11 protein-coding genes are annotated in these 12,446 nt (G+C 40.3%); all 11 read left to right on the forward strand.

Annotation, left to right across the window (positions count from 1 at the left end):
• Positions 1 to 202 precede the first annotated feature (202 nt).
• The 11 genes from AAEM60_RS09445 to ftsA all read left to right on the forward strand — a co-directional run bounded on the left by AAEM60_RS09445 (position 203) and on the right by ftsA (position 12,438).
• A complete protein-coding gene (locus tag AAEM60_RS09445) occupies positions 203 to 2,119 on the forward strand; it encodes a stage V sporulation protein D (protein WP_299740672.1) in 1,917 nt (638 codons plus the stop codon).
• A 220-nt stretch (positions 2,120 to 2,339) separates the two neighbouring features.
• The gene (locus tag AAEM60_RS09450) at positions 2,340 to 3,800 is read left to right on the forward strand and encodes a UDP-N-acetylmuramoyl-L-alanyl-D-glutamate--2,6-diaminopimelate ligase (RefSeq protein WP_299740674.1); all 1,461 of its coding nucleotides are present in this window, start codon (positions 2,340 to 2,342) and stop codon (positions 3,798 to 3,800) included.
• A gap of 2 nt (positions 3,801 to 3,802) precedes the next feature.
• Entirely contained in the window at positions 3,803 to 4,213 is a 411-nt protein-coding gene (locus AAEM60_RS09455) for a hypothetical protein (protein WP_299740676.1), read from the forward strand.
• A 2-nt stretch (positions 4,214 to 4,215) separates the two neighbouring features.
• The gene (gene mraY, locus AAEM60_RS09460) at positions 4,216 to 5,190 is read left to right on the forward strand and encodes a phospho-N-acetylmuramoyl-pentapeptide-transferase (protein ID WP_299741287.1); all 975 of its coding nucleotides are present in this window, start codon (positions 4,216 to 4,218) and stop codon (positions 5,188 to 5,190) included.
• Positions 5,191 to 6,540, forward strand: a complete 1,350-nt coding sequence (murD, locus tag AAEM60_RS09465; protein WP_299740678.1) for a UDP-N-acetylmuramoyl-L-alanine--D-glutamate ligase — start codon at positions 5,191 to 5,193, stop codon at positions 6,538 to 6,540.
• Between the two features lie 113 nt (positions 6,541 to 6,653).
• A complete protein-coding gene (gene spoVE, locus AAEM60_RS09470; RefSeq protein WP_299740680.1) occupies positions 6,654 to 7,754 on the forward strand; it encodes a stage V sporulation protein E in 1,101 nt (366 codons plus the stop codon).
• Positions 7,755 to 8,389: 635 nt separating this feature from the next.
• Positions 8,390 to 9,175: an FtsQ-type POTRA domain-containing protein gene (locus tag AAEM60_RS09475; protein ID WP_299740682.1), complete on the forward strand. Its 786-nt coding sequence runs from the start codon at positions 8,390 to 8,392 to the stop codon at positions 9,173 to 9,175.
• A complete protein-coding gene (locus AAEM60_RS09480) occupies positions 9,159 to 9,860 on the forward strand; it encodes a DUF881 domain-containing protein (protein ID WP_341357986.1) in 702 nt (233 codons plus the stop codon). The genes AAEM60_RS09475 and AAEM60_RS09480 overlap by 17 nt, the downstream gene beginning before the upstream one ends.
• Positions 9,861 to 9,931: 71 nt before the next feature.
• Positions 9,932 to 10,660 carry a DUF881 domain-containing protein gene (locus AAEM60_RS09485; RefSeq protein WP_299740684.1) on the forward strand — a complete coding sequence of 243 codons (729 nt, stop codon included), beginning with the start codon at positions 9,932 to 9,934 and terminating at the stop codon, positions 10,658 to 10,660.
• Position 10,661: 1 nt separating this feature from the next.
• Positions 10,662 to 11,024, forward strand: coding sequence for a small basic family protein (locus tag AAEM60_RS09490; protein ID WP_341357853.1), 363 nt, complete (start codon positions 10,662 to 10,664; stop codon positions 11,022 to 11,024).
• Between the two features lie 115 nt (positions 11,025 to 11,139).
• Positions 11,140 to 12,438: a cell division protein FtsA gene (gene ftsA, locus AAEM60_RS09495; RefSeq protein ID WP_148968668.1), complete on the forward strand. Its 1,299-nt coding sequence runs from the start codon at positions 11,140 to 11,142 to the stop codon at positions 12,436 to 12,438.
• Positions 12,439 to 12,446: the final 8 nt, after the last annotated feature.

The raw sequence follows: 12,446 nt of genomic DNA on the forward strand, positions 1-12,446 counted from the left end.
TTCAACGGCAACTGGATCTATTCCTTTTGAACCGATTTGGGTATGAGTGCCATTCACATCGAAGTCGCCCTTTTTTTATTGGAATAATCGGTCAAATTGATGTGAATGAATATGCTTTCCTTTTCCTTTCGTGGATTTCCAAACATACCACAATAAGTCCAAGCATATAATGGAACGAGCCATAGAAGGGGAGGTTCCATTAGTGAAAAGAGTATCCAATGTAACTGTTAGGAAGAGGTTAGCGGTAGCACTTGTAGTAGGAGTCCTGATTTTCTCCATTATTGATATAAGGCTGGGGTATGTTCAGTTTTTTAAAGGGGACTGGCTTACAAGCTTAGCAAAGGACTCTTGGAGTCGAAATATCCCATTTCAACCTGAAAGAGGAAAAATAGTTGACCGTAATGGGGAAGAACTTGCCGGAAATCAGAGTGCACCGACGATATTCGTCGTTCCAAGACAAATTACTGATCCTCAGGGTACAGCGGATAAACTGGCGGCTGTTCTTAATATTTCAGTGGAATCTGCATATAAATATGTTACACAGAGGGCAAATATGGTGCTGATTAAAGAAGCTAGAAAGATCTCATATGAAAAAGCGAAAGAGGTTAGAGACCTTAATTTAAAAGGGGTTTACTTAGGAGAAGACTCTAAGCGTTATTATCCATATGGCAGTTATTTATCTCATGTACTTGGCTTCGCTGGAATTGATAATCAGGGGCTGATGGGGCTGGAACTTTCATATGATGAGGAGCTTAGTGGAGATAAAGGATATGTGAAATTTTTCTCAGACGCCAAAGGAAAAAGAATGCCTGACATGGCAGATGACTTTGAGAAGCCTGAGAATGGGTTGGATTTAAAGCTGACGATTGATACGAAGGTTCAAACCATCGTGGAACGTGAATTGGATATTGCACAAGCCACTTACAACCCTGATGGGATTATCGCCATTGCCATGAACCCTAAAAATGGCGAAATATTGGCTATGTCAAGCCGTCCTACCTTTGACCCGGCAAATTTCCGAAACGTACCTCAAGAAATATATAACCGGAATTTACCGATTTGGAGCACCTATGAGCCAGGTTCTACATTTAAAATTATTACTCTTGCGGCAGCGTTAGAGGAAAATAAGGTAGATCTTTATAAAGAAAAGTTCCATGATCCTGGTCATATTGAAGTAGCGGGCTCTACCCTCCATTGTTGGAAGCGTGGAGGACATGGAACCCAAACATTTTTGGAAGTGGTCCAAAATTCATGTAACCCCGGATTTGTAGAGTTAGGTGAGAGGCTGGGGAAAGAAAAACTATTTAGCTATATTCATGACTTTGGTTTTGGAGAAAAGACAGGCATAGACCTTCAAGGAGAAGGAAAAGGAATTCTCTTTAACCTTGATCGGGTCGGCCCTGTAGAACAAGCTACTACCGCCTTCGGTCAGGGGGTAGCCGTTACGCCGATTCAACAGGTAGCCGCTGTGTCAGCAGCCGTCAATGGTGGAATCCTGTATCAACCGTATATTGCAAAAGAGCTTATTGACCCTTCAAGTGGAGAAGTGGTGATGAGAAAAACACCTCAAATAAAGAAAAGGGTCATCTCGGAAGAAACATCAAAACAAATTCGTGAAGCATTGGAAAGTGTAGTTGCACAAGGTACAGGTGGGAAAGCTTTTGTAGATGGTTATCGGGTAGGTGGGAAAACGGGAACCGCTCAAAAAGCAAAGGATGGTAAATACTTAGAGAATAATCATATCGTTTCCTTTATGGGAGTAGCACCCGCGGATGATCCGGAAATAGTCGTTTACGTAGCTGTCGATAATCCGAAAGGTACGGTTCAATTCGGTGGGGTAGTAGCGGCCCCTATTGCAGGGAGTATTATAGGGGATAGTTTAGAAGCAATGGGAGTTCCGAAAAGAAAAGATCAAATTGAAAAGAAAATGACGTGGACCGATACTCCGATGATTGAAACCCCTGACTTAGTCGGATTAACAAAAAAAGAGTTACAGGAGCAGCTTATTAATTTGGACTTGGATATAAGCGGAACTGGGGATAAAGTGGTTAGCCAGTCTCCTGATCCGGGGGTGAAGATCAAGCAAGGTTCAAAAGTAAGGGTGTATCTATCGGAATAAGTGCCGAGAATGTCAACATGATGGCCCATTTCATGATATACTTCTTATTTATGCCGGGGGTTTATAACCATAAGGGGAGGTCCTGTATCCCCTTAAATGATGCCCGGGGCTGCAAGTTTTCGATAATTATAACGAACTAAGTTAAAAGGTTGATAGCTTTCATACGCATTTTTTTGTAAAATATAAAAAGGTTGCTTTCTACCTGTGAGGAGTTGAAAAGATGAGATTGCACACTTTGCTGGAAGTACTGCCGTTTTTCTCAGTAGAGGGTGAAGGGAATCCAGCTATTTCAAACATCGCTAACCATCATAAGAAAGTGAGAAATGGTGATTTATTTATCTGCATTAACGGGTTGGAGATTGATAGTCATTCACTCGCCCCAAAGGCAGAGAAGAACGGTGCAGCTGCAATTCTCGCTGAGAGGAGCATAGAGGCAAACGTTCCGGTTATCATCGTACCTGATACGAAGAAAGCAATGGCAATTCTTGCAGACTACTTCTATAAGCAGCCCTCCCATCAGCTTTTACTGGTCGGGGTGACAGGGACAAATGGGAAAACCACGACCACCCATCTGATTGACCAGGTTTTTAGCCACTGTGGAATGATGACCGGTTTAATTGGGACATTGCACATTAAAGTGGGGGATGAGTTACATGTAAGTCATAATACGACTCCTGACAGCTTAACACTCCAACAAACGTTTAAACGGTTCTGTGATAAAGGAGTACGTTCTGCGATTATGGAAGTTTCTTCACATGCTTTAGATCAGGGGCGGGTTCACGGCTGCGACTTTGATATTGCCGTATTTACAAACCTGACTCAGGATCATCTGGATTATCACAAATCCATGGATGATTATCGAAATGCAAAAGGCTTATTGTTTTCTCAATTAGGGAATACTTATTTTAAGAAATCTCCGAAGTATGCCATTATTAATAAGGACGATGAAGCAGCTGAATATTTTATTAGAGTCACAGCCGCACATGTGTTTACATATGGTCTGTCTCCTTCTGCTGACTTCCATGCAAGAGATATTGTCTTAAAAGCTACAGAGTCCACTTTTACACTCGTTTCACCATTTGGAGAAAAAGAGATGGTATTAAAATTCGCTGGACAATTTAATGTATATAACGCTTTGGCTGCGATTGCAACGGCTAGTGCAGCTGGTATACCCCTAGAGGACAGCGTAAGAAGCCTGGAGAGCGCACACGGTGTCAGGGGCCGTTTCGAAACGATCTCTGAAGGTCAGCCATTTTCGGTAATTGTAGATTACGCACACACTCCGGATGGTTTGAAAAATGTATTAGAAACCATCCAATCGATTACCAAGGGAAAGGTTATTGTGGTGGTCGGGTGTGGAGGGGACCGGGATAAGATTAAGCGGCCGATAATGGCTGAGATTGCCTGTGAATATGGGGACTTTGCCATCTTCACCTCTGATAATCCAAGAACTGAGGATCCAAATGGTATCCTCGAAGATATGGAATCTGGTGTGGTCGGCAAACAGTATCGATTAATTGTGGATCGGAAAGAAGCAATTAAAGAGGCTTTAAGTCTTGCCAAAACTGATGATGTTGTCCTGATTGCGGGAAAAGGTCATGAAACCTATCAAATCATTGGAAACAACGTATACGATTTTGATGACCGCGAAGTGGCCAGACAAATCATAAAGGGGTTGTAAGTATGCTCTTTTATGATGAAGTCAAGAAATTATTTCCTGAAACTTCAGGGATACATTTACCAGGCTTTGCGTTTCTAGTAGTTTCAAATTCAACTAGGATGGGAATGGAGAAGGGACTATACGTCCCTTTTGGTGATGAAATAGATCTTTTTGAAAGTATCGAAAAAGGGGCTATTGCTTCACTTTGGCCTAAGAATAAAGAAGTACCTTCATTTGTTCCGAACCACTTTCCATTATTTATGGTTGAAGATGTTTACAAGGCTTATATTGACTTACTAGAAAACTACAAACAAAATTACAATCAAGAAAAGTGGGAAATTATGACGAAGTTTATTTCTAATAACGAATCTGAACAAAATCAAACAATGGACATATTATCGAACGAATCCAACAACGGAAAAGGAGGGGAATAATGATGATGGAACAAGTGATCTTTTTTACAATCATTATGGCATTTCTCATTACCGTATTGCTTGCCCCCATCTTTATTCCTTTCCTGAGAAGATTGAAATTTGGGCAAAGTATCCGTGATGAAGGCCCCCAATCTCACATGAAGAAAACTGGTACACCTACAATGGGGGGAATTGTGTTCCTGGTCTCCATCGTGATTACTACATTTGTAATGACAGGGAAATATTCAGAGCCTGGTCCTGAAACTTATTTAATGATTCTTGTGACCGTCGGGTTTGGTTTATTAGGGTTCCTTGATGACTTTATTAAAGTTGTGATGAAGAGAAACCTGGGACTGACATCTAAGCAAAAGCTATTAGGTCAGATTGTCATTTCTGTCATTTTTTATCTCATCTTTAAGCAAAATGACTTTCCGACTACAGTTTCGATTCCGTTAACGGATTTTTCATTCGAATTAGGTTGGTTTTATTGTTTATTCATTATCTTTTGGCTTGTAGGATTTTCAAATGCTGTCAATTTAACGGATGGTTTAGATGGATTAGTATCAGGAACGAGCGCCATTGCCTTTGGTGCACTAGCTGTATTAGCCTGGAATCAATCCCAATATGACGTCGCGATTTTCGGAGTGGCGGTAGTCGGGGCTGTTCTCGGCTTCTTAGTATTCAATGCCCACCCTGCTAAAGTATTTATGGGAGATACTGGATCACTGGCGTTAGGTGGAGCAATAGCCACGATTGCCATTTTAACCAAATTGGAAATCATCTTAATTCTTATCGGGGGAGTTTTTGTCATTGAGACGCTCTCCGTCATCTTACAGGTCGCATCATTTAAGACAACAGGTAAACGAATATTCAAGATGAGCCCGTTGCATCATCATTATGAATTAGTCGGTTGGTCAGAGTGGCGGGTTGTTGTAACGTTTTGGACCGTTGGGCTGCTTTTTGCCGTATTAGGAATCTATATTGAGGTGTGGTTATAATTGAAGAAGATAACGAAGTTCAAACATAAAAAAGTTCTTGTATTAGGTTTAGCAAAAAGTGGGGTAAGTGCTGCCTCTCTTCTACATAAGCTAGAAGCATTTGTAACGGTAAACGATCAGAAGCCTTTAGTTGATAACCCGGAAGCTCAGGGTCTACTTCAGGAAGGTATTAAAGTGATTTGCGGAAGCCATCCCATCGAACTTCTTGATGAAGGCTTTCAGTATGTAATTAAAAACCCGGGAATACCATATCACAACCCATTAATTAAGAAAGCAATCGAAAAGAACATACCCGTTCTGACAGAAGTTGAACTTGCTTTCTTAATTTCTGAAGCAGAAATGATTGGGATTACAGGAACAAATGGTAAAACCACGACAACGACACTTCTGTTTGAAATGCTAAAAGAGGCCGATCAAAAGCCTCTTATTGCAGGCAATATCGGAACGGTCGCTTCTGAAGTAGCTCAGAAAGCGAAAGAAAATGAAAAAATGGTGGTTGAGCTTTCGTCATTCCAACTGATGGGGATTGAAGAGTTCGCTCCTCATATTGCCATCATTACGAATTTATATGATGCACATTTGGATTACCACGGTGACTTGGGTGAATATTGGAAGGCGAAATCCAATATAACGAAAAATCAAACAGAACATGATTATTTGATCATTAATGCAGATCAAGACCATGTGTTAGAATCAGTTGCCTTTACAAAAGCACAATTAATTCCATTTTCCACAAGGAAAGAAGTAGCGGAAGGGGCCTATATAAAAAATGGAGCTATCTTCTTCAAAGGTGAGCGGGTCGTTGAAATAGCTTCTATCGTTTTACCTGGTGCGCATAATCTGGAGAATATACTTTGTGCGGTTGCTGCATGTAAAATCTACGGAGTGCCAAATGAAAGTATTGAGAAAGTACTGGGGACTTTTACAGGGGTCAAGCATCGGACGCAATTTGTTCGTGAAGTGAAGGGTGTAAAGTTTTACAATGATTCGAAAGCAACGAATAGCCTGGCGACGAAAAGTGCTCTGCATGCTTTTGAAGGGCCAACCATCCTCCTGGCTGGCGGCTTAGACCGTGGAAATGAATTCGATGACCTGATTCCATATTTGAAGAATGTAAAAACGTTGATCACCTTCGGGGAAACGTCTGAGAAGTTCGTGAAAACAGGAGAAAAGGCAGGGATACAATCCATTATTCCTGTCGATAATGTTGAAAAGGCAGTTCCTGTTGCTTTTGGATATGCCGAAGAGGGAGATGTTGTGTTACTTTCCCCAGCATGTGCAAGTTGGGATCAATATCGAACTTTTGAACAACGTGGTGACATTTTTATTGAAGCGGTGCATAAGCTTTAATAAGGGCTTGTCCATAAAGAGCATCCATACTTTAACAACCAGTATACCAATCCAAGATAAGTAGTTTTCCTTGCTCGAACGGCTCTAAATTTGTCTATTCGAGGTGTTGAAGATTGCCTTTAAAAAAATCGACTCCCGATTTTATACTCATTATGGTTACACTCACTTTACTTGCGATTGGATTGATAATGGTGTACAGCGCGAGCGCTGTCTGGGCTGATTACAAATTCGATGATTCCTTTTTCTTTGCAAAAAGGCAAGTGCTCTTTGCGGGTGTAGGGTTAGTCGCTATGTTCTTCATCATGAATGTAGAGTACTGGACATGGAGAAATTGGGCGAAAATCATCATCATCATTTGCTTTGTCCTTCTTGTACTGGTGTTAATCCCGGGTATAGGGGTTCTAAGGAACGGTTCCAGGAGCTGGATTGGAGTAGGGGCGTTTTCCATTCAGCCTTCAGAATTTATGAAACTTGCCATGATTGCGTTTCTCTCAAAGTATTTATCCGAAAACCAAAAGTATATTACTTCCTTTAGAAAAGGAGTCCTGCCGGCGCTTCTCTTAGTGTTCGCTGCTTTTGGAATGATCATGTTACAACCGGATCTGGGTACGGGTACTGTCATGGTTGGCACTTCAGTAGTGATGATCTTTATTGCAGGGGCGAGGGTCATGCATTTTGTCGGTCTGGGGATGATTGGATTAGTCGGCTTTATTGGTCTTGTTATATCTGCACCTTATCGCATTGCACGGATAACGTCCTTTTTAGACCCATGGCAGGATCCGTTAAACAGCGGATTTCAAATCATTCAGTCCTTATATGCAATTGGACCGGGAGGCTTGTTTGGATTAGGACTGGGACAAAGCAGGCAGAAGTTCTTCTATCTTCCAGAACCTCAAAACGATTTTATTTTTGCTATCTTAGCAGAAGAGCTCGGTTTTATTGGGGGGACGCTCGTATTGCTTCTGTTTTCATTGATTTTATGGAGGGGAATTAGAATTGCTTTGGGGGCTCCTGATTTATTCGGAACTTTTCTAGCGTTAGGAATCGTGTCAATGATTGCTATCCAGGTAATGATCAATGTAGGGGTTGTAACAGGTCTTATGCCTGTTACGGGAATCACCCTCCCGTTTCTAAGTTACGGGGGATCTTCTTTGACCCTCATGCTAATGGCTGTCGGGGTGCTGCTGAATATAAGCCGCTATACGAGACAGTAACGATTAAAAAAAGAGATTGACTTTAAAAGCCGGGAAGAAGTGAATGATAAAAGCCTGATAGTCAGGAATTCATCATTCATGTCCTCACCTGTCTTTTAAGGTCAGTCTCTTTTTGAATTAATGAAAAAAACGCTTGAATTCCCTGTTTTTTATTGAAATAACGATAGGATATTTAATGGGGAGATGTTACAATTAATTACATATACGTAATGCATTATGATCAGACCTTTTCAAAATAAAGGAGAGTTTATTACTTTTGTTAGCCAAATCTTTTACAATTCAATGACATACTTTCATTATGTAGAAATTGTTGTTTAAAATAGAGTGTAAGAGTGTAATAGTAAGGATGGCCTCTTTTTGAAATGGTGAATGGAAATACATATACGAAAAGTGGTATGGACAATGTATCTTAGAGTGCAAACTCCCGATTATCCATCCTGCAACTCTATCATAAGGGTTTCTTGTTCAACATTATGTCATATGGCAGAAAATAACGTTCTGTTCCTCTTTTAACATTTGCTGCCTTCAGATAGAATGAAAGGTATCCCAATGTAAAGAGTACTTTCATTATAAGACGTGGTGAGAATATCTTATTCATGACTTAATGAATACAAAGTGAAATTGAGGAGAACGAAATGAAAAAAGAAAATGTTGTTTCCCTTGAAGATCGTATTCCTAAATTAAAACAACACCGAAAAAAGAAAGCGAATCGCAGACTGCTTTTTTTACTTTCTTTGTTCTTGCTCATGATTCTATCGGTGGTTTACTTTCAGTCACCTTTAAGTCATGTGAAAGAAGTGGTGGTACACGGGAATGAGCTTGTTTCAAATGAAACGGTCCTTCTGAATAGTGGAATTGACAGCGGTATGAATTTGTGGAGCGTAAACAAAGAAAAAACTGTGGAACAATTAAAGAAGCTTCCTGAAGTGAAGAATGCGACGGTTAAGATGTCCTTTCCGAATTCCTATGAAGTTCACATCCAAGAATATGATAAAAAGGCATATCTTTCGAAAGATAATAAATTCTTTGTCATATTAGAAAATGGGAACGTTCTGAATAAAGGCACGGAATCAATACCTGTGGACGCTCCTTTACTTAGAGGTTTCGAGGAAGATAAGGTCCTTGTGAAAATGGTGGAAGAATTAGGTGAGCTTCCGAAAGAGGTTCAGCATCTCATATCGGAAATCAACCTGGTTCCAAAGAAAACAGACCAATATCACTTGACTCTATTTATGAATGATGGATTCGAAGTGAGTGCTACCATCAGGACCTTTTCAGAGAAGATGGTCCATTACCCCTCCATTGTCAGTCAACTGGATCCTTCAGTAAAAGGAGTCATTGATTTAGAGGTAGGTTCTTATTTCAGAGCATATGAAACGGAAGGTGAACAAAGCGATGATGAGGATGAGGGTGAGAGGTAAGCATGTAATCCTCTCTCTTGTATGTCTGGTGTTAGGTTTCATCCTTGCTTTTTCATTTAGTCTTGCTAACACAGAACAAGCAGAACTTGGGAACCGAACGAATGGTCAGTGGAAACAGGAAGAAGCATTGAGAGATCAGATCCTTGAGTATCAGCAGAAGAATAATAATCTGCAAGAGGAACTCTTTGAGAAACAGGAGAAGGTCGTCAATATGGAGAAGGAATTTTCTAAAGAGAAACAAATTTATTTTAACCTGGCAGAAGATGCAGAGAAGTATCGCATGTACCTGGGGAAGACGAAAGTACAAGGTCCTGGGGTAAACGTAACGTTATCAGATGCTGATTACGATCCGAATGAAGAAAACGCCAATAATTATATCGTTCATGAGCACCATGTCTTTAAGGTGATCAATGAATTATACATTGCCGGGGCTTCTGCCGTAGCGATAAATGGACAAAGGCTAAAGCATGATTCATACATACTATGTAATGGTCCTGTTATTCAAATTGATGGAATCGAATATCCTGCGCCGTTTGAAATTACCGCTATTGGTGACCCGGAAGTGTTATCTTCAGCCATGAACATCACGGGCGGGGTTAAAGACCAGCTTGTAAATGATAATATTATTTTTAAACTGGAAAAAAAGAATACCGTTATTTTAGAACCAAGCATCAGCGAATCCTAAGCAATTGATGACGCATTGACGATTCGCCCAGTTAACAAGTAAGGGCTAGATGTGAAAGTAAGGTGCAATTAATGGACAACAAATTAAAGATAAGCTTCACCATCATTACGATTATTATTGGGTTTATGATTGCTATACAGTTCCAAACAGTCAAAGAACCTGTTGTCCGGGATACACGAGATATATGGGAACTACGAGATGCACTATTAAAAGAAAAAGAAGTCAACTCCAATCTTTATGCAGAAATGCGTGCTGTAGAAACGAAGTTGGAACAGTATAAGACAGAACAGCAGTCGAGTCCAGAACGAGCGTTGAAACAAACATTAGAGGAATTGAAAACAGAAGCGGGTTTGACTGAGAAAACAGGAGCTGGAGTTATCTTAACGATTGAGCCTGCCATGGAAGAAGTCCTACTCGGGGAAAAAGTTCAAAATGTATCACCTGAACTGTTGGAAAGACTTGTGAATGAGCTGAATCGTTATGATGCAGTGGACATTTCCATAGATGGCCATCGCTTGATCAATACCTCGGTCATTCGTGATATTAATGGAGAAACCAAGGTTGATGGTTATTCAATTAAGACAATACCATTTGAAGTGAGAGTTTTAACCAAAGATTTAGCCTCTGCAAAAGAGTTGTATAATCGGATGCAGGTATCACAATCTGTGGAGGACTTTTTTATCGATAATCTTCGAGTCTCTATTTCAAAGCCTTTAGAAAAAGTGACGGTTCCACCACACAAAGATACCATACGGGTCCGTTTAATGGAGCCGGTTAAGGAAAGAGGAGGGAACGGGTAATATGTGGCTTCCCCTTTTAGGGTTGCTGGTAGGGGTCGTATTGGGGCTTCTTACAGATATTAGAATTCCAGATGAGTACTCGAATTATTTATCAATCGCCGTCCTGGCAGCATTGGATACATTATTTGGCGGGATACGTGCCCACCTCCAGAATATTTATGATGACAAGGTCTTTGTATCTGGATTCTTTTTTAATATTTTACTAGCAGCAAGTTTAGCTTTTCTAGGTGTACATCTTGGTGTAGACTTATACCTGGCGGCTGTATTTGCTTTTGGAGTAAGGATATTCCAGAACATTGCAGTGATTAGGAGAATACTTATTAGCAATTGGTCAAATAAACAAGAAAAAAGAGAAAAAAATTAGAATTTTAAAAGGGAATCGTTTTTGTTACGACGAATATCATAATAAGATATACTTAGAATAGTGTTTTTCTAGGATTGTTGTTCCAAATAAACATTCTTTAAGGAGGTGCCATAGAGTGAACAGCAATGAAATTTACGTTAGCCTAGACATCGGTACATCCACAGTAAAAGTAATCATTGGTGAAATGACAAATGATTCCTTAAACATTATCGGTGTAGGAAATGTGAACTCAGAAGGAATCAGAAAAGGTTCCATCGTAGATATAGACGAAACTGTTCATACAATCAAGAAAGCAGTTGAACAAGCGGAAAGGATGGTTGGTTTATCCATAAGCCAAGTCATCGTAGGTATTACTGGCAACCACGTGTCTCTTCAATCTTGTCATGGTGTGGTGGCAGTATCAAGTGATAATCGGGAAATCGGCGATGAAGATGTTCTAAGAGTGATGGATGCAGCCCAGGTTGTTTCTATTCCTCCAGAAAGAGAAATCATCAATGTAATCCCAAGACAATTCATTGTTGATGGATTGGATGAGATTACAGATCCTCGAGGCATGATCGGTGTTCGACTGGAAATGGAAGGCACCATTATTACAGGATCAAAGACGATTTTACATAATACTCTACGTTGTGTAGAAAAGGCGGGCCTTGAAATTGTAGATATCGTTCTCCAACCTCTGGCAGCTGGTTCTGTTGCTTTATCAAAGGATGAGAAGAATCTGGGTGCCGCGTTAATAGATATTGGCGGCGGTTCTACAACGATAGCTGTTTTTGAACAAGGTCACTTAAAAGCTACAACTGTACTACCTGTAGGGGGAGAACATATTACCAAGGATTTATCTATTGGTTTAAGAACTTCAACTGACGATGCAGAGAAAATCAAAACAAAATATGGACATGCTTATTATGACCATGCATCAGAAGATGAAGTGTTCAGTGTACCAATTATTGGTAGTGATCAACATCAGCAATTTAATCAATTAGAAATTTCTGATATCATAGAAGCAAGGCTGGAAGAGATCTTAGACCTAATCAGCCATGAGTTGAAACGAATGGGGATAAGAGACCTGCCGGGTGGATATGTTTTAACTGGTGGTGTAGCAAATCTTCCAGGTGTGTTAGAATTAGCACAAATCGTTTTCCAAAATCGTGTACGGGTGGCAATTCCGGATTATATTGGAGTGAGAGAACCTCAGTATACGACAGCAGTAGGATTGATCAAGTACGCTCAAAAGAATGCTAGATTACAAGGAAGATCTGTTAGTGCAGAACCAGTGCCTGTAGAGGCTGCTGAGAAGCGTCAATCGAAACCAGCTAATAAAAAGCCAAAGCCTGCAAAGGTTAAAGAAGAAGAACATGAAGATGAAAAGGCCATGTCAAAAGTGAAAAAGTTCTTTGGATACTTCTTTGAATAAATAAAGGA

Source organism: Rossellomorea sp. y25, assembly GCF_038049935.1.
Taxonomy (GTDB): Bacteria; Bacillota; Bacilli; order Bacillales; family Bacillaceae_B; genus Rossellomorea.